22 protein-coding genes are annotated in these 22,647 nt (G+C 66.6%); 13 read left to right on the top strand and 9 right to left on the bottom strand.

Going from position 1 to position 22,647, the window contains the following annotated elements; all coding sequences use genetic code 11:
* Positions 1-139: 139 nt before the first annotated feature.
* From NF876_RS09035 to NF876_RS09005, 7 genes are all read left to right on the top strand, one after another.
* Entirely contained in the window at positions 140-361 is a 222-nt protein-coding gene (locus tag NF876_RS09035) for a heavy-metal-associated domain-containing protein (RefSeq protein ID WP_262268464.1), read from the top strand.
* A gap of 103 nt (positions 362-464) precedes the next feature.
* Positions 465-1,814, top strand: coding sequence for an omega-aminotransferase AptA (aptA, locus tag NF876_RS09030; protein WP_373371277.1), 1,350 nt, complete (start codon positions 465-467; stop codon positions 1,812-1,814).
* 491 nt (positions 1,815-2,305) lie between these two features.
* Positions 2,306-3,790 carry a histidine--tRNA ligase gene (hisS, locus tag NF876_RS09025; RefSeq protein ID WP_262268462.1) on the top strand — a complete coding sequence of 495 codons (1,485 nt, stop codon included), beginning with the start codon at positions 2,306-2,308 and terminating at the stop codon, positions 3,788-3,790.
* A 70-nt stretch (positions 3,791-3,860) separates the two neighbouring features.
* Positions 3,861-4,304, top strand: a complete 444-nt coding sequence (locus NF876_RS09020; RefSeq protein WP_262268461.1) for a hypothetical protein — start codon at positions 3,861-3,863, stop codon at positions 4,302-4,304.
* 353 nt (positions 4,305-4,657) lie between these two features.
* Positions 4,658-5,752 (top strand): ATP phosphoribosyltransferase regulatory subunit, encoded by a 1,095-nt coding sequence (locus NF876_RS09015; protein WP_373696638.1) that lies wholly within the window; start codon positions 4,658-4,660, stop codon positions 5,750-5,752.
* Positions 5,752-6,726 carry an ATP phosphoribosyltransferase gene (gene hisG, locus NF876_RS09010; RefSeq protein WP_262268460.1) on the top strand — a complete coding sequence of 325 codons (975 nt, stop codon included), beginning with the start codon at positions 5,752-5,754 and terminating at the stop codon, positions 6,724-6,726. The genes NF876_RS09015 and hisG overlap by 1 nt, the downstream gene beginning before the upstream one ends.
* 102 nt (positions 6,727-6,828) lie before the next feature.
* Positions 6,829-7,311, top strand: a complete 483-nt coding sequence (locus NF876_RS09005) for an META domain-containing protein (protein ID WP_262268459.1) — start codon at positions 6,829-6,831, stop codon at positions 7,309-7,311.
* A 143-nt stretch (positions 7,312-7,454) separates the two neighbouring features.
* Here NF876_RS09005 and NF876_RS09000 read toward each other — a convergent pair whose 3' ends face one another.
* Entirely contained in the window at positions 7,455-9,551 is a 2,097-nt protein-coding gene (locus NF876_RS09000; RefSeq protein ID WP_262268458.1) for an ABC transporter ATP-binding protein/permease, read from the bottom strand.
* Between the two features lie 261 nt (positions 9,552-9,812).
* On the opposite strand from NF876_RS09000, the gene NF876_RS08995 reads away from it, so the two are divergent.
* From NF876_RS08995 to NF876_RS08985, 3 genes are read left to right on the top strand one after another with little or no spacing between them, the layout of a single operon-like run.
* The gene (locus tag NF876_RS08995; protein WP_315975016.1) at positions 9,813-10,907 is read left to right on the top strand and encodes a methionine ABC transporter ATP-binding protein; all 1,095 of its coding nucleotides are present in this window, start codon (positions 9,813-9,815) and stop codon (positions 10,905-10,907) included.
* A complete protein-coding gene (locus tag NF876_RS08990) occupies positions 10,897-11,562 on the top strand; it encodes a methionine ABC transporter permease (RefSeq protein WP_262268457.1) in 666 nt (221 codons plus the stop codon). The genes NF876_RS08995 and NF876_RS08990 overlap by 11 nt, the downstream gene beginning before the upstream one ends.
* 34 nt (positions 11,563-11,596) lie before the next feature.
* A complete protein-coding gene (locus NF876_RS08985) occupies positions 11,597-12,382 on the top strand; it encodes a MetQ/NlpA family ABC transporter substrate-binding protein (RefSeq protein ID WP_262268456.1) in 786 nt (261 codons plus the stop codon).
* A 57-nt stretch (positions 12,383-12,439) separates the two neighbouring features.
* On the opposite strand, the gene NF876_RS08980 is transcribed toward NF876_RS08985, so the two are convergent.
* Complete coding sequence (locus NF876_RS08980; protein WP_262268545.1) at positions 12,440-13,468, bottom strand: flavodoxin family protein; 1,029 nt, start codon at positions 13,466-13,468, stop codon at positions 12,440-12,442.
* Positions 13,469-13,667: 199 nt separating this feature from the next.
* On the opposite strand from NF876_RS08980, the gene NF876_RS08975 reads away from it, so the two are divergent.
* Positions 13,668-14,495: an aldo/keto reductase gene (locus NF876_RS08975; RefSeq protein WP_262268455.1), complete on the top strand. Its 828-nt coding sequence runs from the start codon at positions 13,668-13,670 to the stop codon at positions 14,493-14,495.
* Between the two features lie 492 nt (positions 14,496-14,987).
* Here the strand turns inward: NF876_RS08975 and NF876_RS08970 are convergent, their stop codons facing one another.
* The 5 genes from NF876_RS08970 to NF876_RS08950 all read right to left on the bottom strand — a co-directional run bounded on the left by NF876_RS08970 (position 14,988) and on the right by NF876_RS08950 (position 17,897).
* On the bottom strand, positions 14,988-15,797 hold the full coding sequence (locus tag NF876_RS08970) for an anti-sigma factor family protein (RefSeq protein ID WP_262268454.1): 810 nt from the start codon (positions 15,795-15,797) through the stop codon (positions 14,988-14,990).
* Entirely contained in the window at positions 15,794-16,300 is a 507-nt protein-coding gene (locus tag NF876_RS08965; protein WP_262268453.1) for an RNA polymerase sigma factor, read from the bottom strand. The genes NF876_RS08970 and NF876_RS08965 overlap by 4 nt, the downstream gene beginning before the upstream one ends.
* 56 nt (positions 16,301-16,356) lie before the next feature.
* Positions 16,357-16,743 (bottom strand): COG4315 family predicted lipoprotein, encoded by a 387-nt coding sequence (locus tag NF876_RS08960; RefSeq protein ID WP_262268452.1) that lies wholly within the window; start codon positions 16,741-16,743, stop codon positions 16,357-16,359.
* 83 nt (positions 16,744-16,826) lie between these two features.
* Positions 16,827-17,372, bottom strand: a complete 546-nt coding sequence (locus NF876_RS08955; RefSeq protein ID WP_262268451.1) for a VOC family protein — start codon at positions 17,370-17,372, stop codon at positions 16,827-16,829.
* A gap of 78 nt (positions 17,373-17,450) precedes the next feature.
* The gene (locus tag NF876_RS08950) at positions 17,451-17,897 is read right to left on the bottom strand and encodes a MarR family winged helix-turn-helix transcriptional regulator (RefSeq protein WP_262268450.1); all 447 of its coding nucleotides are present in this window, start codon (positions 17,895-17,897) and stop codon (positions 17,451-17,453) included.
* 96 nt (positions 17,898-17,993) lie between these two features.
* Between NF876_RS08950 and NF876_RS08945 the strand changes: the two genes are divergently transcribed.
* Both NF876_RS08945 and gstA read left to right on the top strand, forming a co-directional pair.
* Positions 17,994-18,443 (top strand): DoxX family protein, encoded by a 450-nt coding sequence (locus tag NF876_RS08945; RefSeq protein ID WP_262268449.1) that lies wholly within the window; start codon positions 17,994-17,996, stop codon positions 18,441-18,443.
* Between the two features lie 26 nt (positions 18,444-18,469).
* Positions 18,470-19,087, top strand: coding sequence for a glutathione transferase GstA (gene gstA, locus NF876_RS08940; protein ID WP_262268448.1), 618 nt, complete (start codon positions 18,470-18,472; stop codon positions 19,085-19,087).
* A gap of 189 nt (positions 19,088-19,276) precedes the next feature.
* On the opposite strand, the gene NF876_RS08935 is transcribed toward gstA, so the two are convergent.
* Entirely contained in the window at positions 19,277-21,232 is a 1,956-nt protein-coding gene (locus NF876_RS08935) for a calcium-binding protein (RefSeq protein ID WP_262268447.1), read from the bottom strand.
* Between the two features lie 192 nt (positions 21,233-21,424).
* Positions 21,425-22,647: chaperonin GroEL (gene groL, locus NF876_RS08930; protein WP_262268446.1), on the bottom strand; the 1,223-nt coding region annotated here is incomplete at its 5' end.

Raw genomic sequence — 22,647 nt, 5'->3', positions numbered from 1 at the left:
TCAGTGTGTTAACAGACAATGAATCAGCGCGATTCGCGGGGCAAGTTTCGCATTCCCGCAATGGACATTTTTACGCATTCCGGCGTTGCCCGCCCATGATGTCGGCCATCCCGTCAGGGCCGATGAAAGGACCGATCCGATGGAAGAACCGCGCAAGGACCTGCTCATGCAGGTGGATGGAATGACCTGCCAGGGATGCGTCAATTCGGTCACCCGGGCGATCCAGCGCCTCGATCCCGGGGCGAGGGTCGACGTGGACCTCGATCACGGCCGCGTGCATGTCACCACCACGGCGCAGAGCGTCGAGGTGGCGCGCGCCCTCGACGCCGCCGGCTACGAAGCCCGCGCCATGACGGGCTGAGCCGAGGGCTGCGCCAGGCTCATGGCTCCGCCCAAAGTTCTTTTTGCGGCGCCCCGAAACGGCTGCTAGGTTCCCGGCCAGCCAGACACCATCGGGGACCATGATGACCGCACAGACCTCCAGAGCCGCCAACGACCTCGTCGCACCCAACGACCTGGATGCCTGGTGGCTTCCGTTCACGGCCAACCGCTCCTTCAAGCAGCGCCCCCGGATGATCGCCCGCGCCAAGGGCATGTACTACTACACTCCGGACGGCCGGGAGGTGATCGACGGCGCCGCCGGCCTCTGGTGCTGCAATGCCGGCCATAACCGCGACGAGATCACGGCGGCCATCCAGGCCCAGGCGCAGGAACTCGACTATTCGCCCGCCTTCCAGTTCGGCCATGCGGGCGGCTTCGCCCTCGCGTCGCGCCTCGCCCAGCTCGCGCCGGGCGATCTCAACCACGTGTTCTTCTGCAACTCGGGCTCCGAGGCGGTCGACACGGCGCTCAAGGTGGCCCTCGCCTACTGGAACGTGAAGGGCCAGGGCAGCAAGACGCGCCTCATCGGGCGCGAGCGCGGCTATCACGGCGTCGGGTTCGGCGGCATCTCGGTCGGCGGCATCGTCAAGAACCGCCAGTTCTTCGGCAGCCTGCTGGCGGGCGTCGACCATCTGCCGCACACCTACAACCGGGCCGAGCAGGCCTTCTCCCGGGGCGAGCCGGAATGGGGCGCGCATCTCGCCGACGAGCTGGAGCGCATCGTGGCCCTCCACGACGCCTCGACCATCGCGGCCGTGATCGTCGAGCCGATGGCCGGCTCCACGGGCGTCCTGCCGCCGCCGAAGGGCTATCTCAAGCGCCTGCGCGAGATCTGCGACAAGCACGGCATCCTGCTCATCTTCGACGAGGTGATCTCGGGCTTCGGCCGCCTCGGCACGGCCTTCGCGGCCGAGCGCTACGGCGTGGTGCCCGACATGATCACCTTCGCCAAGGGGGTGAATTCGGGCACGGTGCCCATGGGCGGCGTGCTGGTGCGCGAGGGCCTGTACAACACCTTCATGAACGGCCCCGACCACATGATCGAGCTGTTTCACGGCTACACCTATTCGGGCCATCCGCTCGCCTGCGCGGCGGCCCTCGCCACCCAGGACATCTACCGGGACGAGAAGCTGTTCGAGCGCGCCAAGGCGCTGGAGCCGGTCTGGGCCGATGCGATCCATTCCCTGAAGGACCTGCCGAACGTGCTCGACATCCGCACCATCGGCCTCGTGGGCGCCATCGACCTCGCATCCCGGCCGGACGCTGTCGGAAGGCGCGCCTTCGAGGCCATGGACCGGGGCTTCCAGGAATACGGCCTGATGATGCGCATCACGGGCGACACCATCGCCCTCTCCCCGCCCCTCATCATCACCGAGGAGCAGATCGGCGAGATCGTCGACAAGCTGACCAAGGTGATCAAGGCGGTCGCCTGATCCCGGTCGACTCAAGGCCGGCCCCATGCCGGCCATGAGCGTTTGCGTTCTTCCCCGCCGGGCGCTCAATCGACCCGTCATGGCCACCCTCCCCACGTCATGGCCGGCCTTGTGCCGGCCATCCCGATACGGAGAAGCGCGGCGCCTCAGACAATCGAGATCACCGGGACGAGCCTGGTGATGACGGGGAGGGTGGTATGAGGCGGTGATGACACCCCTCCGCACGTCATGGCCGGGCTTGTCCCGGCCATCCCGATGAAGACAAGCGCTGAGCCTCACCGCATCGAGATCACCGGGACAAGCCCGGTGATGACAGGGACCAGGCGGCTCGCCACGGAAAGGCATGGCATCTCGAAGCAGCGCGATGCGCCACGCGGGCCCCGCCGTGACCGCCGCCCCTGCCGGCCCGGCAAGAACCCTTGCCCGGCCTCGCTCCAGGGAGTAGTGACCGCAGCACGCTCTTTCCAATCCAACGGCTGCTGTAAGAAACCATGTCCAAGGCCGACAAGATCAAGGCCCGCGCCCCGCGCGGCTTTGCCGATCGCACCCCTGCCGATCTTTCCGCCACCGAGCGCATGCTCGCGGCGATCCGCGAGTCCTACGAGCTCTACGGCTTCGAGGGCGTCGAGACGCCTTTCGTCGAGTACACCGACGCTCTCGGCAAGTTCCTGCCGGATCAGGACCGACCCAACGAGGGCGTGTTCTCGTTCCAGGACGACGACGAGCAGTGGCTGTCCCTGCGCTACGATCTGACCGCGCCGCTGGCCCGCTACGTGGCGGAGAATTTCGACGCCCTGCCCAAGCCCTATCGCAGCTACCGGGTCGGCTGGGTGTTCCGCAACGAGAAGCCGGGTCCCGGGCGCTTCCGCCAGTTCATGCAGTTCGACGCCGACACGGTCGGGGCCGCCTCCGTGGCGGCCGATGCCGAGATCTGCATGATGGCCGCCGACACCATGGAGAAGCTTGGTCTCAAGCGCGGCGACTTCATCATCAAGATCAACAACCGCAAGGTGCTCGACGGCGTGCTCGAGGCCATCGGCCTCGGCGGCGAGGACAAGGCGGGCCAGCGCCTGACGGTGCTGCGCACCATCGACAAGCTCGACCGCCTCGGCCCGGAGGGCGTCGGCCAGCTCCTCGGCGCCGGCCGCAAGGACGAGAGCGGCGACTTCACGAAGGGCGCGGGCCTCGATCCCGACGCCATCGCCCGTGTGCTCGCCTTCACGGACGCCAAGGGCGCCGACAACGCGGCGACGGTCGAGAACCTGCGCCGGGTGGTCGGCACATCGGACCGCGGCCTCGAAGGCGCGACCGAACTGGCGGAGATCGCCGCTCTGGTCGCCTCGTCCGGCTACGAGGACCGGGTGACGATCGACCCCTCCGTGGTGCGCGGCCTCGAATACTATACGGGACCCGTCTACGAGGCGGAACTGACGTTCCAGGTCCAGGACGAGGACGGGCGCCCCGTGCGCTTCGGCTCGGTGGGCGGCGGCGGGCGCTATGATGGCCTCGTGGGCCGCTTCCGCTCCGAGCCGGTGCCGGCGACCGGCTTCTCCATCGGGGTCTCCCGCCTGCTCTCGGCCCTGCAGATGGTGAAGAGCCCCATCGTGTCCGGGGCCGAGAAGCCGGGACCCGTCGTGGTGCTCGTCATGGACCGGGACCAGATCGCCGCCTACCAGCGCATGGTCTCGACCCTGCGCCAGGCGGGCGTCCGGGCCGAGCTCTATCTCGGCTCCTCGGGCATGAAGGCGCAGATGAAATATGCCGACCGGCGCCACAGCCCCTGCGTGGTGATCCAGGGCTCCAACGAGCGCGAGCGCGGCGAGGTCGAGATCAAGGACCTCATCGAAGGCGCCAAGGCGGCCCAGGCGATCGCGTCGAACGAGGAGTGGAAGGCAGCCCGTCCGGCCCAGTTCTCCGTGCCCGAGGCGGATCTCGTCAGGGCGGTGCGCGAGGTTCTCGACCGCCATTTCGGATAAGCTTGGCCTTTCGGGAACCCCTGTGGTTTCATAGGGGTTGTCTCCCAAGCTTGACCATCAGGAGATGAAGATGCCGAAGGACAAGGACAAGAAAAGCACTGCGAAATCGAAGAAGGGATCCGGCAAAGGCGCCGGCACCAAACTGGCGAAGACGGCCAAGAAATCCGGCCTCATGGACCTGATCAACACGGATCTCGGCCGCGAGATTCTCGCCGACGCGCTCATCGCGGCCGCCGGCGCCGCGGCCGCCGCCCTGACCAGGACCCGGACCGCCAAGAAGGCCGGAGCTGCCGCGGTGAATGCCGGCGCGCAGGGCGCCGACCTGACCCAGACGGCGGCAGGCGCCGTCGCCGGCGTGGTCACGGAGGCCGCCCGCCACTTCCTGCCCGCCAGCCTCGTCGGAGAGGAAGGCGACAAGCAGGAGCCCAAGAAGGTCAAGTACGTCCAGCGCTCCAGCGGCACCAGCAGGAGCCGGACCACCAGGGCGAAGACCGACCCCGCCGACAAGCAGTAAGCCCCGGACCGTCGCGCCGTCTCCTCCCTCATGGCCGGCCCGGCGCATCGTGCGGACCCAGCGGGCCGCGCTCAACGATGCGCCAGCCAGGCCGTGGAGCATCGAATCCGATCCCAAAAGTGGGTCCACTTTTGGGTCCGATGCTCCAGCGCCGGCCATCCCGCCTGTCCGAGCGCGGGGTTATTGCGATCGGCACCGCAGGAACAGGCCCGGCGAGGGCGCGCAGGGACGGATCCCCCTCCGCAGCCGATGCCGGATCCTCGCCCAGGCATTCACCCTTCCCGTCGAAAACAATCGCCTTCCCGGCCCGGCATTGCTAGAGAGCATGCCGATACAAGGATTGGGCAAGACCAGTGACGGAGACGGATGCCATTGTCGCGCTGACCGCGCTCTTCGAGCGCGAGGGCTATGCGCGGATCGAGCCCCCGGTGCTGCAGCCGGCGGACGTGTTCATCGACCTGTCCGGCGAGGATATCCGGCGCCGCATGTTCGTGACGCAGGACGCCTCCGGGGCGGAGCTGTGCCTGCGGCCCGAATATACGATCCCGGTTTGTCTTCAGCATCTCTTCCACCATGGCGCCCAGCCTTCCGGCTATTCCTATGGCGGGCCCGTCTTCCGGATGCGCCCGGGCGAGAGCGGCGAGTTCCTGCAGGCGGGGCTCGAGTCCATCGGCCGGCCGGATGTCTCGGCCGTCGACGCGGAGATCCTCGCCCTGGCCCTGGACGGGCTCAGGCAGTTCGGCGGCCCCGCCCCGATCGTCAAGCTCGGCGACATGGGGCTTCTCCATGCGCTGATCGATGCCCTGGGCGTGGCGCCGGCCGCCAAGCGCCGGGTGATCCGCGCCATCGTGTCGGGCCAGGGGCTGGCGAGCCTCGGTGAGCCCGACGGATCGGGCGCTCAGGAGCATGCGGGCCTGCTCGCGGCCATCGAGGGGCAGGCTCCCCAGGCGGCCAAGGCCTTCGTGGAGGACATCCTGTCGATTGCCGGCATCGCCCGTGTCGGCGGACGCAGCGCGGGCGAGATCGCCGAACGCTTCCTGGCGCGCGCGGCGAACCGGACCGGCCTGGCCGAGGAGGCGCGGCAGATCCTGGAGCGCTACCTCACCGTTGCGGGCGATCCGGACCATGCGGCCCACGCGGTCCGGAGCCTCGCCAGGGAGGCCGGCCTCGACCTCAACGGCGCGCTCGCGACCTTCGAGGAGCGCACCGGCTTCATGGCCGCGCGGGGGCTCGACGTGAGCGCCTTCTCGTTCTCCGCGACCTTCGCGCGCAATCTCGATTACTACACGGGGTTCATCTTCGAAGTGCAGGACCCGCGCCGCGGCGACGGCAAGCCCGTGGTGGGCGGCGGCCGCTACGACCGCCTGCTCGAACATCTGGGAGCCGAAGCCCCGATCCCGGCGGTGGGCTGCTCGTTCTGGCTCGACCGTATCGTGGGAACACCCTGATGACCGATTCCCCTCTCATCCTGGCCGTCCCGTCCAAGGGACGCCTGCAGGAGAACGCCGCCGCGTTCTTCGCCCGCGCCGGCCTCGTCTTCACCCAGTCCCGCGGGGCGCGCGACTACCGCGGCACGCTCGCGGGCGTTCCGGACGTCGAGGTCGCGTTCCTGTCGGCGTCCGAGATCGTGAGCCAGCTCGCCAGCGGCACCGCCCATCTCGGCATCACCGGCGAGGACCTGATCCGCGAGCAGGTCGCCGACGCGGACGAGGCCGTCGAACTGCTCACCCCGCTGGGCTTCGGCCATGCCAACGTGGTCGTCGCCGTGCCGCAGGCCTGGATCGACGTGCGCACCATGGCCGACCTCGACGAGGTGGCGGCCGATCTTCGCGCCCGCCACGGCTACAAGATGCGGGTGGCGACCAAGTACGTGAACCTCACCCGCCGCTTCTTCGCCGAGAAGGGCGTGGCGGATTACCGGATCGTCGAGAGCCTCGGCGCCACCGAGGGCGCCCCGGGCGCGGGCTCCGCGGAGCTGATCGTCGACATCACCACGACAGGCGCGACGCTGGCCGCCAACGCCCTCAAGATCCTGGACGACGGGGTGATGCTGCGCTCCGAGGCCAATCTGGTGGCCTCGGCCCGCGCCCCCTGGACGGACCGGGCGCGGATTGCGGCCACGGCCGTTCTGACGCGCATCGCCGCCGAGGAAGAGGCCAGAACGAGCCGCGAGGTGCGGGCGGCCCTCGACCCGGCCCGGGGCGCGGCACTCGTGGCGCTGGCCAGGGATCACGGCGCATCCCTCCCCTATGGCAACGCACTCGGCCGCGAGGTCGTGCTGCATTGCCGGGCCGCGACGGTGTTCGAGATCGTGGCGGCCCTCCAGGGCATCGGCGCCCAGGACATCTCGGTCCGGGCGTTCGACTACCTGTTCCGTCCGACCAACGCCCTCACCGAGCGCCTCCTGCGGCGAATTGGCTGAAGCATGTTTCCTCACGGATGGATAGGACAACATCACCTTGGGCGTTGCCTCGGGGCTCGAGGCCACTTATGGTCCAGGCGTTTTTTGCGTGAAGAGGTTCCGATGAACGCACTTCGACTTGCGACATTTGTGGTGGCTCTCGCCGCCGTCTCGGGAGCTCATGCCCAGTCGGCAGCGACGACCCTCGGCCGGCCGGTCGGCCCGACGCGCCAGGTGGATCCGAAGGTGCCGCAGCCGGGAGACGGCGGCAAGATCTTCCCCCTGAACTCCTCCTGGGTGGCCGTGAGCCTGAACGGCAAGCCGTTCACCGGAGACCGTCCGAGCTTCAAGCTCGACGATCAGCTTCGGGCGACGGGCTTCGGCGGCTGCAACACCTATGCCACGGCGGCCTATCCCCTGCGCGAGCAGGGTCTCGCGGTCGGCCCCTTCGCCCTGACGAAGAAGAGCTGCGACAAGGCCGCCATGGCCATCGAGCAGGCCTTCCTCGTGGCGCTCCGCTCCTCGGGCAAGTGGGATATCCAGGGCCGCAACCTGATCATCCAGACCCAGAACGGCGGACGGCTGATCCTGGAGCGGTCTCTTTAGCCTGCTCTCGGGTTTGAACGACAACGGCCGGCGCGAGCCGGCCGTTGTCGTTTCTGGACCCGGCGGACGGCCGCGGAGTGTCATCCACCCCGTCATGGACGGGGCAAGGCCGGCGACGCCATGGGGATGGCTGAAAGCCTCTCCTATTCCGCGGGCTCGGCCTGGCGCAGATCGACCGGGGTCGAGAGGCCGCCATCGGTCTTCTTCATGTCGATCCGACGGTCGTGGTAGGCCGCGAGCGTCGAGCGATGGCCGATGGACACCACCGTCGTGTTCGGCAACTCGTCCTTGATGATCCGATAGATCTCGCCCTCCGTGGGTTCGTCGAGCGCGGCGGTCGCCTCGTCGAGGAAGAGCCAGTCGGGCTTGGCGAGAAGCGCCCGGGCGACGGCGAGGCGCTGCTGCTCGCCGAGGGACAGGGTTTGAGCCCAGTTGCGGTCGTCGTCGAGCCGCTCGGCGATCTGCGGCAGCCGGGCCGAGCGCAGGGCCTCGGCGATCTGGACGTCGTCGTAGGATTCCGCCCGGCCGGGATAAGTCACCGCCTCGCGCAGGGTCCCGATGGGGATGTAGGGCCGCTGCGGCAGGAGCATCATGGTCTGTCCCTCGGGGACCAGCACCTGCCCCTCGCCGAAGGGCCAGATGCCCGCAATGGCGCGGAACAGGGTGGACTTGCCGGAGCCGGACGGCCCGGTCATCAGGGTGCGTTCGCCCGGGTGGAAGGCCAGCCCGTCCGTATGCATGAGAGCGCTGCCGTCGGGCAGACGCACGTCCAGGTCCTCCAGGCGCAGGTCCCGCCCGGGCGCTTCGGTGACGGCCAGCTTGCTCTCGCCCCCGACGCGCTGGGCCGAGGCGATCGCGCCCTCGAAGGTGGTGAGACGGTCGAGCACGGCCTTGTAGTCGGCGAGCGTGGTATAGATCGTGATGAAATAGGTCAGCGCCGATTCCACCCGCGAGAACGCCCCGACCACCTGCTGCATCTGGCCGAGGGAGATCTTGCCGATGAAGTAATACGGCGCGGTCAGGATGTAGGGCACCACCACGTTGGCCTGGAAATAGGCCGACGTGAAGGTGTTCAGCTTGATGAGGCGGAACACGATCCGCATGTAGTTGTCGACGATCTGACCGAACCGCCGGCCGAGGCCTTCCCGCTCGGCCGTCTCGCCGGACAGAAGGGCGACCTGCTCCGTGTATTCGCGCAGGCGCGCCAGGGAGAAGCGGTAATTCGCCTCCACGCGCTCCTGTTCGAAGTTGAGCGCGATCAGCGGCCGGCCGATGAGGTGAGTCACCCAGGTGCCGAGGATGGCGTAGGCCGCGCAGACCCAGACGAGCAGACCCGGCACTTCCACGCTCGTCCCCGGGAAGGTGAAGCCGGCCGAGATGGTCCAGAGGATCGCCACGAACGACACCAGGGTCGCGGCCTGATTCATCAGGCCGACGGACAGGGAATAGGTGCTCTCGACGAACTTGCGCAGATCCTCCGAGATGCGCTGGTCCGGGTTGTCCGCGCCGCGGCCCATGATCTGCATCCGGTAATGCGTTCCGTCGCCGAGCCACTCGCGAAGGTAATAGGTGTTGAGGAAGGCGCGCCAGCGGATGGAGAGCACGTTCTGCAGCAGCACCTCGGTCAGGGCCATGGCCACGAACACGGCCGCCAGCGGCGTGAAGATGACGAAGAGCTGATACCAGAAGGCTGCCGCGTCCTTGGCCTCGAGCGCGTTGAACATGTCGCGCGAGAAGAAGCTGAGGCGGACGTTCAGCGCGACCTGGGCGAGGTTGATGGCGATGAGGATCCCGATCATCGCGATGCCGATGGTGCCCTCCCGCGCCCGCACGAGGCCGAGGAAGGGGATGCGGATCACGCTGTCCGCCTGCGAGTCGAGATAAAGGTCGGTGATGCGGCAGATGGTGCGCACGACCGGGACGTAGGACAGCCCGTAGATGATCGCCCCGAAGGCCGTCGCGCCCAGCGCCGCAGAGGGCGGCGGCACGTACCCGGTGTAATCGCCCGTGATCAACCCCGTGGCGGCGCCGACGACCAGCGCCACCAGCACCAGATGGGTCGCCGCGATCATCACGACGAAGATCTTCAGGAAGGTCGGGATGGTCCGGCCTGCGAACACGATCCCGGCCAGGAGGAGGCTCGAGAGGGGCAGGTAGAACGGAACTTCGGCCGCCCCGGACAGGGACGCCAGAAGAACGGCCAAACCTACGAGTGCCAGCGCAACGCTCGCCTTGATCATACACATCTCCTGCCGAGATCCCGTTCCCGGCTCCGTGGACATCTCGGAAGCCGGATCAATCGTGCTTGTGGCGAAAGAAAGGAGGAACTTCGCTCCTCCCCATGCGATAGCAGCCTTGTGAGAAGTGCAACAGGCACATAAATGGCCAATTGCGTTCGGCAAAACAGATTGTCCTGTTTAACGAACGAAACAATTGACTTAGAGAACGGGATGTTTCATGTGTCATTTCGACATCCCCGACGTCACTGCAAAGGCGACTTCATGAACGCCCCTCTCGGCTATCTCGGCGGCCAGACTGCCCAGCGCCTGATCCCGGCGGAGCCCATCGTGCGCCTGGAGAAGGTGTCCAAGACGTTTCCCGGACGGGACGGCCAGCCCGTCACGGCCCTTCGCGAGATCAACCTCGCCGTCCCCCAGGGTTCGATCCTGGGCGTCATCGGCCGTTCGGGCGCCGGCAAGTCGACCCTGATCCGCCTGGTGAACGGGCTCGAGAAGCCCTCCTCCGGCAAGGTGATCGTCGACGGCGCCGACATCGCGGCCCTGCCGGAAGCCGCGCTTCGTCATGCCCGCCGCTCGATCGGCATGATCTTTCAGCACTTCAACCTGCTCTCCTCGCGCACGGCGGCCCAGAACATCGCCCTGCCTCTCGAGGTGGCCGGCTACGACAAGGCCGAGATCGGGACCCGCGTGGAGGAGCTTCTGGCCCTCGTCGGCCTCTCGGATAAGCGCAACCGCTATCCGTCCGAACTCTCGGGGGGCCAGAAGCAGCGCGTCGGCATCGCCCGCGCGCTCGCCACCAAGCCCAAGGTTCTCCTGTCGGACGAGGCGACCTCGGCTCTGGACCCGGAAACCACCCGGTCGATCCTCGACCTGCTCGGCCGGATCAACGACGAACTCGGCCTGACCATCCTGCTCATCACCCACGAGATGGCGGTGATCCGCAACATCGCCCGCGAGGTCGCGGTGATCGAGGGCGGACGCATCGTCGAGCAGGGCGACGTGTTCGACGTCTTCACCCGGCCGCAGCACGAGGTGACCCGCTCGTTCCTCGCCGACGAATCCGGCCGCGCCCTGCCGCCCTACGTGCAAAGCAGGCTCACGGCCGAGGCGGCGCCCGGAAGCCAGGCGGTCGTGCGCATCGGCTTCCGCGGCCCCCACGCGACGGACCCCGTCCTTGCGCGGCTTGCGCGCGATCTCAGCATCGAGACCAACATCCTGTCGGGCTCGGTGGACGAGATCGCAGGACGCCCGTTCGGCACCCTCGTGGTCGGCGTGCCCGAGCAATCGCTGGCCACCACCCTCGACTTTCTGAACAAGCACGGTCTCGACACGGAGGTCCTCGGCCATGTCGCCTGAGATGATCCGCCTCATCGCCAATTCCACGGGCGAAACCCTCTACATGGTCGCCGTCTCGGCGCTCATCGCCACGCTCTTCGGCCTGCCGCTCGGCGTGTTCCTCGCCACGTCCGGCAAGGGCGAATTGTTCGCAGCCCCCTGGGTCAACCGGGTGCTCGGCGTCATCGTCAACGCCACGCGCTCGACCCCCTTCATCATCCTCGTCGTGGCGATCATCCCGTTCACGCGCCTGATCGCCGGCACCTCCATCGGCACGAACGCCGCCATCGTGCCGCTGACGATCGCCGCCACCCCCTTCATCGCGCGCCTCATCGAAGGCGCGATCCGTGAAGTGGACCAGGGCCTGATCGAGGCCGCGCGCGCCTTCGGCGCGAGCCCGCTCCAGATCGTGCGCAAGGTGCTGATCCCCGAGGCCCTGCCCGGCATCGTTCTCGGCCTGACGCTCGCCGTCGTGTCGCTGCTGGGCTTCTCGGCCATGGTCGGCGCGGTCGGCGGCGGCGGCCTGGGGGATCTCGGCATCCGCTACGGCTATCAGCGCTTCATGCCGGAGATGATGCTCGCGGTCGTGGTCGTGCTCATCGTGCTGGTCCAGGCGGTGCAGAGCATCGGCGACCGCCTCGCGCGCCACCTCAACAAGCGAATCCGCCACGCCTGATCATCGAACACAACATCGCACAAGGAGTCACCCGATGTCCCTGAAGAAGCTGGGCCTCGCCGCCCTTCTCTCGATTGCCGCCCTGCCGGCCCTGGCCCAGACCCAGACGATCCGCATCGGCGCCACGCCCGGCCCGCACGCGCAGATCCTCGAAGCCGTGAAGCCTATCGCGGCCAAGAAGGGCCTCGACCTCAAGATCGTCGAGTTCTCCGACTACGTGGTGCCCAACACGGCGCTCGCCGGCGGCGACATCGAGGCGAATTCGTTCCAGAACCAGCCCTATCTCGACAACCAGGTGGCCGACCGCGGCTTCAAGATCGAAAGCGTCGCGCTCACCGTGAACTTCCCGATCGGCATCTACTCCAAGAAGCACAAGAGCCTCGACGCCCTGCCGAACGGCGCGACGATCTCGATCCCGAACGATCCGACCAATGGCGGCCGGGCGCTTCTGCTGCTGCAGGACAAGGGTCTGATCAAGCTGAAGGACAATGTCGGCTTCAAGCCGACGCCCATCGACGTCACCGACAACCCGAAGAAGATCAAGTTCGTCGAGATCGAAGCCGCCCAGGGACCGCGCGTCCTCGAGGACGTGGATGCGTCCGTCATCAACACCAATTATGCGACCGCGGGCGGCCTCGATCCGGTGAAGGATCCCATCGCCCGCGAGAACCCGAAGGGCCCCTACGTGAACCTCATCGCCGTGCGCAGTGAAGACAAGGACAAGCCCTGGGTGAAGGCTCTCGTCGAGAGCTACCACACGCCCGAGGTGAAGCAGTTCATCGAGGAGAAGTTCAAGGGCTCGGTTCTGACGAGCTGGTAGGCCTCGTCTTGGACGACGCGCCATGAAGCCGGCCCTCCGGGCCGGCTTTTTCGTGCGCTATTTCTGCCGCGGCTCCTTCAGGTTCCCGCCGGCGGCGACGAGCTTTCCGTCCCGCTTCGCCTTGACGGCCTCGAGCAGGGTCCAGGCGGCGTTGCGCACCTCGTCCTGAACGGCCTGATCCCGGTCGAGCTCCTCATGGCTGGTGGCGTAAGGCTTCCAGTAGCCGATATAGCGCTCGAACTCCGCGGCCGCGCCCGCGGGCTCCAGGTCCATGGCGTGCAGCCAGTCGGAGAGACTGCGGCGGACGCTCCCCGCCCCTTCGGCATCGCCGTGGACGATGACGGAGAACTGCCTGCCGGCCAGGTGCTTGGGATAGTCCCAGCCCTTCAGCTCGAGCCCCTTGGCGATGTCCGTCTTCTTGCCCTGGGTCGAGGTCGGGTCCGGATTGCCGCCATCGGCGCAGACGAGCCGGTCCATCATCAGCTTCAAGGGCGACGAGACCTGATACCAGTTGACCGGCGTGATGATCATCACTCCATGCGCCTCGACCCATTTGGGATAGATCTCGTTCATCCAGTCGTGCGTCTGACCGAGGGAGTAGTTGGGATAGCAGGAGCAGGGCCAGTGGCACAAAGCGGCCGCCGTCGAGAAACAGGCCTTGCAGGGATCGATGTGACGGCCGTACTCGGCGGTGAGGCGGCTCAGTTCGAGCACCTCGACCTCCGTGTTGCCGGCACTGGCCAGGACCTGATGGGCGATCTCCACGAGACGGTAGCTCTTGGACATCTCGCCGGGACAGGTGTGCTCGCTGCGCGACGACGCCGAGATGAGAAGGAAGCGGGCCGGACCGGCCTTGTCCTCGTGCCGCTCCTGGGCCCGGTCGATCGCGTCCTTCGCGGCGATCCAGTCGACTGCGAGGTCGTAGTCGGGATCCGTGAAGCCGGGTCCCGCCTTGCGGGTCTTGGGGCTCTTCCGGTGGTGGCTGTAGGCGTCCCAGGCGGCATCGGCGACCTGCTGCAGCACTCCCTTCAGCGCCTCGAAGGCGGGATCCTGGAACTGCTCGAGGAACCGTCTGCGGAATTCCATCTCGTCGAGGGTCGGGTCCGGAGTCCCCTTGCGCGCTTCTGGAATGGACAAGGAGGGCTCCTGTGCAGGGGAAGGACGTGTCAAGCTTGCAACGCAGGGTGCCCATGCCGGTTCCGGCATGGCGTCGGCCGATGGCGGTCACTATTTGCTTATTCCGTATCGGCCCTACCTTCCTGCCGCATTGTCAATGGAGCAGCCCATGTCGACCATTCCCACTGTCCGCCTGAACGATGGCAACGCCATGCCGCAATTCGGCTACGGCGTCTGGCGGGTCTCCAACGAGGAAGCCGCCGGCGCCGTCGGCGAGGCCATCAAGGCGGGCTACCGCTCGATCGATACGGCGGCCATCTACGGCAACGAGGAAGGCGTCGGACAGGCCATCAAGGCCGCTCCCGTGGCCCGTGAGGAGCTCTTCATCACCACCAAGGTCTGGAACGACCGTCACGGCTATGACGAAACCCTGCGCGCCTTCGACGAAAGCCTGGCGCGCCTCGGGCTCGACCACGTCGATCTCTACCTCATCCATTGGCCCGTGGCCGGCAGCGAGGCCTATCGCGACACGTGGCGCGCGCTGATCAAGCTGAAGCAGGACGGGCGCGCGAAATCCATCGGCGTGTCGAACTTCATGGTTCAGCATCTGCAGAAGCTGATCGACGAGAGCGGCGTGACCCCGGCGGTCAACCAGATCGAGCTGCATCCGCGCTTCCAGCAGACGGAACTGCGCGCGTTCCATGCGAAGAGCGGCATTGCGACGGAATCCTGGAGCCCGCTCGGGCAGGGCACCCTCCTGAGCGACGAGACCCTCACGGCGATCGGCCGCAAATACGGGAAGACGCCCGCCCAGGTCGTCCTGCGCTGGCATCTCGACAACGGCCTCGTGGTGATTCCGAAATCCGTCACGCCCTCCCGCATGCGCGAGAACATCGACGTGTTCGACTTCAAGCTCGCCGCCGAGGACATGCGTGCGATCGAGACGCTCGACGACGCCTCCGGCCGCGTCGGGCCGGATCCGGCCGTGTTCGGCTAGAGCCTCGGACCCAAAAGTGGACACCACTTTTGGGGTTCATCCGAGGCTCCCTCTCTTGACCGGCGCATCGGATGAGGCGGAAAACCGGGTCCACTTTTCCGCACGATGCGCTAGAGCCTCGGACGTGACCCGGAGGGCCGCGTCAGCGGCCCGCAGGGCCACGCCAGTGAAAAGTGGACCCGGGTTTGGAGTCGGATCCGATGCTCTAGCCTTTGAGCGGCGCACCGCTCGGGACCCTGTCCTGATCGCTCGGCCGATCCACCACCCCGTCATCACCGGGCCGTCCAAGCCACCACCACGTCATCACCGGCCTTGTGCCGGTGATCCCGATTGTTTGAGGCTGACTGCTTTTCCGCATCGGGATGGCCGGCACAAGGCCGGCCATGACGTGGGGAGGGTATCAACCCGATGCTCCGCTCTCGGCCGGCGCATCGTTGAGGGCGAAAAACCGGGTCCACTTTTTCGCACGGTGCGCTGACGGCTGCCAGATCACTACAGGCGGCTCTTCGCGGGGTCGCCTGCCGCCTCCAACTGCTTGTAGATCGCCTCGGCGATCGGCAGGAGCTGGGCGCGATCCGCCTTGGCCGTGACCACGTAGGACAATCCCTTGTCGATCCAGGAACAGGCCGAGACGCCGTCCTGTTCCTCGAAGCGGAAGGACGTCTCGGACTCATTCTCGCGCGACCGGGCATAGAGCGTGAGGCGGCTGCCGCCCGCATTCTCGTACATGAAGAGCGCCGCTGCCTCGCCGCTGTCGGGAAGCAGCCTCCCGCCGATGAGACGATAGCCCTGGGCGTTCAGGTTCGGCGCCGTCAGCGGCTTGCCCACGCGCCGCGACAGCCATTGCACGAGATGCGCCTCCTGATCGCCGGCAACTTCCACCGGGTGCAGGCGCTCGCTCACATAGATGCGATGCGCCGCGATGGCGTTGTCGGCGACGCTCATGGCGTCTGCCTGCCTGTGAGCCCGGGCGCTCCACCAGATGCCGCCCCAGGCTCCCAGGCCTCCCCCGATGACAAGCCATGCCAGTGCGGCGGCGAACGCCGCAGGACGGATCAACGGCGTGCGACGGCGGGCAGCCAGGAGGTTGGCGACGCGAAGACGTGAGGGAATGGGCTCCTGCGCCTTGAAGGAGAGGCGCGCGCGCAAGGCGTCCCGCTGCTCGATCTCGCGCTCGACCTGCATGGCCGCCGCCGGATGATCGGCGAGGTACGCCTTCACCGACTCGCGCTGCGAAGCCGAGAGCCGGCCGTCGACGAAGGCCTGCAGATCGTCCTCTCCGATGGGTCGCTCGCCCGTCACTTCACTCTCCTCAAGGCGGCACCGCGCCCGTGTTCCATGAAATCTCTCAATCGCGCCCGCGCCCGGCTCAAGCGTGACATGACGGTGCCGAGCGGGACGCCGAGCACCTGCGCGGCCTGCTCGTAGGACAGATCCTCGACGCCCACCAGCAGCAGGATGGAGCGCTGCTCCTCCGGAAGAGCCTCGAGCCCTTTCAGGACGTCGCGCAGACCGGCATGGCCCTCGGGGCTCATGTCGGGAGACTGGACATCGTTCAGGACCTCCTCCCCCACGGGTGTGCCGCGCACCTTCCTCTGGCGAAGGCTGTTGATGAACAGGTTGCGCTGGATCGTGAAGAGCCAGGCTCTCAGATCGCCGTCGCGCCGCTGGTTCCAGCGGCTGATCGCACGCTCCAGGGTATCCTGGACGAGATCGTCCGCCGCCTCGCCATCGCGCAGGAGGGCCCAGGCATACCGGCGCAGGCCCGGGATCAGCGGTTCGAGAAGGGAAGCGATCTCGTCCAAGGGCGACTCTCGGCTGGCCGCGTCATTCAACGATGAACGGGCTGCTCCTGCAAGGCTCAGGGGGCCGCGACATGCCAGACATTGTTGACGCCGTCGCCGGTCACCTCGCCCGGTTTGGTGTCCTTGACCCAGAGATAGAGCGGCTTTCCCTTGTAGGCCCATTGCTTGGTCCCGTCGTCGCGGGTGACCACGCTCCAGTCGCCCGAGGCGGCCGCGCTCCCGCCCGCCATCAGCGGTGGCCAGTTCTGGGCGCATTGCCCATTGCAGGCCGACTTGCCGGCGCTGTCGCGGTCGAAGGTGTAGAGGGTCATGCCCTTGGCATCGACGAGGGCCTTGCCCTTGCTCGTATCCGCCACCTTGGCGGGGGCAGAGGATTGAGCAAGCGCGACGGTTGCAGCGACGAGGGCTCCTGCCAGGACGGCCGGACGCAGAAACAGCTTCATGGGTGTCCTCCTGAGGCCGGTGATGGCCACGACATCAGAGACACGCCGGGCTTGGGATTATTCCCAAGGATGGAAAATTTCTATCAGCGCCCCATCGCGTTGAAGCCGTTCTCGTCGACGGGCTCCCGCAATTCGATCCGGTGCCGGCCGTTGTCGCGGATCTGCGCCGTGCGATAGCGGCCGTCAAGCTCGTCTTCGGGATTCTGCAGGATCTCGACTCCGGCCTTGCGGAGGCGCTGGACCTCCTTGTCCACGTCGGGGACGAGGAAGCTGATGACCGGCAACGGCGTCACGGCGACATTGCCCGTGGCATGAGGATCCCGGTCCGCCTCCAGCACGTGATCGACCTCTGTGATCTCCAGCAGGAAGCCGCTCCGCTCCAGCACGGCCTGGCGGCCGGGAACCAGGCTCTGGCTCCCGAGCAGCCGAAACCCGAGCATATCCTGGTACCAGCGGACGCTCTCGTCGAAGTCCGGCGTGCGGATGGAAGCCGAGCTGGAGCGGGCGGGCGACGCGGACTGCGCCCGGGCCGAAGGAAAGCCCGCGATCTGAACTGCCGCGCCGAGGAGGAGAAGGACGGCAAGAAGGCTGCGCCGCGGCATGGGAAAGGAGAAGATGGTCGGTTTCACGGGTGATCCCTCGTCGGCCGCCGGAACTTAGCCGTCTTCTCTCATGAACGTCCTTCGGTCCAGTTCGTTCTTCGAGCCTCAGGTATTCTCGGCCTGCAACAGCTTGAGCAGCAGGCCCGACAGCTGCCCGGCTTCCTTCTCTCCGAGCTTCTCCCCGAAAAAGCGGCTGATGGCGCCGCCATAGACCGGCCACATGCGCTCCTGCAGGGCTCGTCCCGCTTCGGTGATCTCGACGAGCTGCCGCCGCCTGTCGCCGGGAAACGGAATGCGGCGCACGAGCCCGTCGGCTTCCATGCGGTCGAGAAGCCGGGAGAGGTTGTATTGCTCGAACAGCACCGCCGCCTCGATCTCGCGCGGCGTGAGCCGCCCGTCCGGCCCACGCTTCAGCTCCAGCAGCACGTCGTACCAGTGCAGCGACGGAAAGCCGGCGCTTTTCAGCTCCGCCTCGATGCGCCCGACCACGGTGCGCTCGGCCCGGATCAGGCGCCCCCAGGCCTTGATGACGGCGGCGGACGGCTCTTGCATGCGGGCAAACCCTTCCTTGATTCAATGCAAATGCATATAAGTTGACGGATCGATGCATCTGCATCAAAACTTTATGCACTTGCATGGAGAATTGCAATGCCACTCGCCCATCCGTCCGCTTCCGACTCTGCGGCCCTGCTCCTGCGCGTCGCGCTCGGAATCATGTATATCGCTCACAGCGTCGTCCTGAAGTGGATGACCTTCACCCTCGCCGGAACCGCGCAATACTTCGAATCGCTCGGCCTGCCCGGCGCCCTCGCCTACGCCACGTTCCTGGCCGAGTTCATCGGCGGAATCCTGCTCGTGCTCGGCGTGCAGAGCCGCTGGGTGGCGCTGGGCCTGCTGCCGGTCCTGTTCGGCGCCGCCTGGGTGCACGCGGGCAACGGCTGGGTCTTCTCGGCTCAGGGCGGCGGCTGGGAATATCCGCTTTACCTGATCGTCCTGTCCGTTGCACAAGCCCTTCTCGGCGACGGCGCCTATGCCCTCAAGCCCTCCCGCCCCCTGAGCCTTGCCCCCGCCCGGGCCTCCCTCGGGGCCGCGGCCTGATTGCCCTTCAACCCTGGAGAAGACCCATGAAGCTCTATTATTATCCGGGCGCCTGCTCGCTCGCGCCTCACATCGTCGCCCGGGAGGCCGGCATTCCCGTCACCCTGGAGAAGGTCGATCTCGCCAACCGCACCACCGAGACCGGGGCGGACTTCGCCGCCATCAACCCGAAGGGCTATGTGCCGGCGCTCGGCCTGCAGGACGGTTCCGTGCTCACCGAGGCCAGCGCCATCGTCCAGTATCTGGCCGACCAGCAGCCCGACACGGCTCTCGTGCCGCGCCCCGGGACCGTGGAGCGCTACCGCCTGCTCGAATGGCTCGGCTTCATCAGCACCGAGATCCACAAGGGCTTCGGTCCTCTGTGGAACCCGGCCACGCCGGACGCCGTGAAGGCTGCCACCAAGGAGCGCCTCGCGGCCCGGTTCGCCTATCTGGACGGGGCTCTCGCCCGGCAGCCCTTCCTGATGGGCGAGACCTTCACGATCGCGGACGCCTATCTCTTCACGGTCGTGAACTGGGCGAACTTCCACAATGTCGACCTTTCGCCGTTCCCGCACCTGCAGGCTTTCCAGGCCCGCATCGCGGCGCGCCCGAGCGTGCAGCAGGCCCTCGAGGCCGAAGGGCTTCTCAAGTCGGCCGCCTGATCGTGAGAGCACCGGACGTGATTAGTGGACCCAGGTTTGGGTCCGATGCGCCGGTCAAGAGAGGGAGCCTCGGATGAATCCCAAAAGTGGTGTCCACTTTTCACGTCCGAGACTCTAGACCGCGACTCCGATGACGAAGGCCCCGGAGCGATCCGGGGCCTTTTTCACGGCTCGGGACCGGACGAGCGATCACACCACGAGGAAGTCTCCGGCCGCGAGCAGGGTGTGCGGGATGAGCTGCGCGAACTTGATCGCAGCATGGCGGGTACCCATGCCGTCCGCATCGTAGGACAGGGCGCCGGTCTTCTCGTTGTAGAGGACGCGGTCGTCGGCCTCGGCGGCCTTCGCGCCGATATGGAACGCCTCGTCCGACAGGACCCCCTTGGCAAGCCGTCCGAAGATCCGGGACGAGAGATGGATCGCATCCTCGGCAGAGACGAAATCGCCGATCCGGTCCACGTTCGCCGCGCCGAGTCTCGTCGTGAAGGCGAACACGTCGTCGCCCGCGCCGCCGGTCAGCCTGTCCCGTCCAGGCCCGCCGTTGAGGTGGTCGTCGCCGTCGCCGCCCTTGAGAATGTCGGCCGCCCGGCCGCCCCGGAGCACGCGCGCCTCCGGGACGGGAACGGGCTGCGACGGGTGGTCCGTGGGAGCAACCGTCACGCCGCTCGCGGTCACCGTGATGAGGAAATGCCTGTCGAGGGACGCGCCCTTGGGGTCGCTCGCCCGCACGACGATGTCGAAGGATTGATCGCCCGCCGCGAAGGGCGCGTCGACGAGAAGCTGGTCGCCGTGGATGCGGAAGTGCCCGCCGGGATTGGCCGCGAGGAAGTAGCCGAGCGGGTCCCCGTCCGGGTCGACGCCGCTCAGACGCCCGACGAGCGCGCCGGACTTGGCGTCCGCCTCGATGCTCGTGTCGTCGAGGCTGACGGAGGTCGGAGCCGAGTTCGTCGTCGCGGTCAGGGCGATCGTTCGATCGGAGAACTGAGCGTACTCGATGCCGGTGAGCGAGTCGGTGCCTTCGTTCGATTCCGACCGTGTGTCCTTTATAGAGACGCTGCCATTGGCATGCTTCTCAAGGACGTAGTCGGAGAAGTTGCCGCTGAAGATCGCGACATCGACGCCATCGCCGCCGAGCAATGCGTCGCTTCCGGTTCCGCCCTCCAGGGCATCATCGCCCCCGTCTCCTTCGAGAATGTCGTGGCCCCGGTCCCCTGAAATCCTGTTGTCGGCTCCATTGCCAATGAGATGATCCGGCAACGAACTCCCGATGAGATCCTCGATGTTGCGGACGGTGTTCCAGGTGAACGGATTGGTCTGCTGCTTGCCGGTGATCCTGAGATCAATGGTGCCAGCGACGTGCAGCGTGTCGATGCCGCCTCCCCCGTCGACGAAATTGGTGTTGGCGCCCATGTTGAACGTTTCGGATCCGTCGCCCCCATAGGCGATGTCGTTTCCGGCGCTGAAGATCACTTCGCCCTTCAGGATTCCTCCTCGTCCGTCATAGATATTCACCGAGGGGCCGCGCGGGGACAGCCAGGCGCCGCCGCCGAGGACGACCTTCCCGTCGATTTCACCTTTGTTGACCACGATATTGGATCCCATGCCGAGGCCCAATATGGCAGTGTCGCCCCTGATCAGGCCGGTATTGGTGATCGACAGGGTGTCGTCCGGGGCATCGTACCCATAGAAATAGATGCCGTCTCCGCCCACGATCGTGCCGGAATTCGTAATGCTGGTCTGAGTCCCTCTCGTCGTGTCGAGGAGGATCGCCGCGCCTTCTGCATGGATTCTCCCGGCATTGTTGAGCACATTGAACCAATGCTCTTCATTCGGGGTTGCGAACGTAATCGCGGTCGTCGAACCCAGGACCGATCCGGTCGCTGAAACCTCGATCCGCCCCGATGTGGCGACCGCCGTATCCTTCTCGCTCTGGACGGTCCCATCCAGAAGCAACGTGTTGCGCTCGCCGCTGATGCCGAACGAGCCCCATCCTGAGGCACTGATGGAACAACCATCCGCCAGGATCACCGTATCGTCGGATTGCAGCTGAAGCGCGGTCTCGCGGTCCTTCGTCGTCGGCGGCAGAGGACGGGTTTCGTCGATCACATAGACGGTCACGGCACGCTCCGTTGCTTCAAGTTCCATGTGATATAGTGTTTCGATAACCTTAGCAATTCGCTGTGCGCTGGAGCACAAAAGAAAAGCCCCGGAGTTTCCTCCGGGGCTTCCCTTACGTCAGTGCTGTTGGAGCGACTTCTTGGAAGTCCATGCCGCCACTCAAGTCCGGCCTGCCGGACTTGAGCTTCCCTCAGGAAGGGGCGGCCTGAATCGGACCCTTTAGAAGTCCATGCCGCCCATGCCGCCCATGCCGCCGCCCGGCATGGCCGGAGCGGATTCGCGCTTGGGAGCCTCGGCCACCATGGCCTCGGTGGTGACGAGCAGGCCGGCGACCGAAGCCGCGTCCTGCAGAGCCGTGCGGACGACCTTCGCCGGATCGACGATGCCGGCCTGGAGCATGTCCACGAACTCTTCCGTCTGGGCGTTGAAGCCGAAGGTGTCGGACTTCGTGTTGTCGCCGATCTTGCCGACAACGATCGAGCCTTCGACGCCCGCGTTCTCGGCGATCTGACGGATCGGAGCCTCGAGAGCGCGCAGCACGATCTTGATGCCGGCATTCACGTCGGCGTTGTCGCTCTGGAGCTTGGCCACCGCCGCCTTGGCGCGCAGCAGAGCCGTGCCGCCGCCGGGGACGATGCCTTCTTCCACCGCGGCCCGGGTGGCGTTCAGGGCGTCGTCGACGCGGTCCTTCTTCTCCTTCACCTCGACCTCGGTCGCGCCGCCGACGCGGATCACCGCGACGCCGCCGGCGAGCTTGGCCAGACGCTCCTGGAGCTTCTCACGGTCGTAGTCCGAGGTGGTTTCCTCGATCTGCGCCTTGATCTGCTGAACGCGAGCCTCGATGTCCTGTGTAGACCCAGCACCATCGATGATCGTGGTGTTTTCCTTCTCGATGCGCACGCGCTTGGCGCGGCCGAGCATGTCGAGGGTGACGTTCTCGAGCTTGATGCCGAGGTCTTCGGAGATCGTCTGACCGGCGGTCAGGATCGCGATGTCCTCCAGCATGGCCTTGCGGCGGTCGCCGAAGCCGGGAGCCTTCACGGCGGCGATCTTCAGGCCACCGCGGAGTTTATTGACCACGAGGGTGGCGAGCGCCTCGCCCTCGATGTCTTCCGCCACAATCAGCAGCGGCTTGCTGGTCTGCACCACGGCCTCGAGGATCGGCAGGAGTGACTGCAAGGACGAGAGCTTCTTCTCGTGGATGAGGATGTAGGGATCCTCGAGTTCCGCGATCATCTTCTCGGCATTGGTGATGAAGTACGGCGAGAGATAGCCGCGGTCGAACTGCATGCCTTCCACGACATCGAGCTCGGTCTCGGCGGTCTTGGCCTCTTCGACCGTGATGACACCCTCGTTGCCGACCTTCTGCATCGCCTGGGCGATCATCTCGCCGATGTCCTTGTCGCCGTTGGCGGAAATCGTGCCGACCTGGGCCACTTCCT

The organism is Microvirga yunnanensis, from assembly GCF_025460875.1.
The sequence above is the reverse complement of the archived record's forward strand: the minus strand, read 5'-3'. Positions and strand labels throughout refer to the sequence as shown.

Bases quoted from the DNA above. Each gene is read 5' to 3' on its own strand.
- NF876_RS08975 (WP_262268455.1), top strand. From the start codon at position 13,668: ATGTCGACCATTCCCACTGTCCGCCTGAACGATGGCAACGCCATGCCG.
- gstA (WP_262268448.1), top strand. From the start codon at position 18,470: ATGAAGCTCTATTATTATCCGGGCGCCTGCTCGCTCGCGCCTCACATC.
- NF876_RS09020 (WP_262268461.1), top strand. From the start codon at position 3,861: ATGCCGAAGGACAAGGACAAGAAAAGCACTGCGAAATCGAAGAAGGGA.
- NF876_RS08945 (WP_262268449.1), top strand. From the start codon at position 17,994: ATGCCACTCGCCCATCCGTCCGCTTCCGACTCTGCGGCCCTGCTCCTG.
- NF876_RS08995 (WP_315975016.1), top strand. From the start codon at position 9,813: ATGAACGCCCCTCTCGGCTATCTCGGCGGCCAGACTGCCCAGCGCCTG.
- NF876_RS08935 (WP_262268447.1), bottom strand. From the start codon at position 21,232: ATGGAACTTGAAGCAACGGAGCGTGCCGTGACCGTCTATGTGATCGAC.
- hisS (WP_262268462.1), top strand. From the start codon at position 2,306: ATGTCCAAGGCCGACAAGATCAAGGCCCGCGCCCCGCGCGGCTTTGCC.
- NF876_RS08980 (WP_262268545.1), bottom strand. From the start codon at position 13,468: ATGGAATTCCGCAGACGGTTCCTCGAGCAGTTCCAGGATCCCGCCTTC.
- NF876_RS08985 (WP_262268456.1), top strand. From the start codon at position 11,597: ATGTCCCTGAAGAAGCTGGGCCTCGCCGCCCTTCTCTCGATTGCCGCC.
- aptA (WP_373371277.1), top strand. From the start codon at position 465: ATGACCGCACAGACCTCCAGAGCCGCCAACGACCTCGTCGCACCCAAC.
- hisG (WP_262268460.1), top strand. From the start codon at position 5,752: ATGACCGATTCCCCTCTCATCCTGGCCGTCCCGTCCAAGGGACGCCTG.
- NF876_RS08960 (WP_262268452.1), bottom strand. From the start codon at position 16,743: ATGAAGCTGTTTCTGCGTCCGGCCGTCCTGGCAGGAGCCCTCGTCGCT.
- NF876_RS08950 (WP_262268450.1), bottom strand. From the start codon at position 17,897: ATGCAAGAGCCGTCCGCCGCCGTCATCAAGGCCTGGGGGCGCCTGATC.
- NF876_RS08990 (WP_262268457.1), top strand. From the start codon at position 10,897: ATGTCGCCTGAGATGATCCGCCTCATCGCCAATTCCACGGGCGAAACC.
- NF876_RS09035 (WP_262268464.1), top strand. From the start codon at position 140: ATGGAAGAACCGCGCAAGGACCTGCTCATGCAGGTGGATGGAATGACC.
- NF876_RS09000 (WP_262268458.1), bottom strand. From the start codon at position 9,551: ATGATCAAGGCGAGCGTTGCGCTGGCACTCGTAGGTTTGGCCGTTCTT.
- NF876_RS09005 (WP_262268459.1), top strand. From the start codon at position 6,829: ATGAACGCACTTCGACTTGCGACATTTGTGGTGGCTCTCGCCGCCGTC.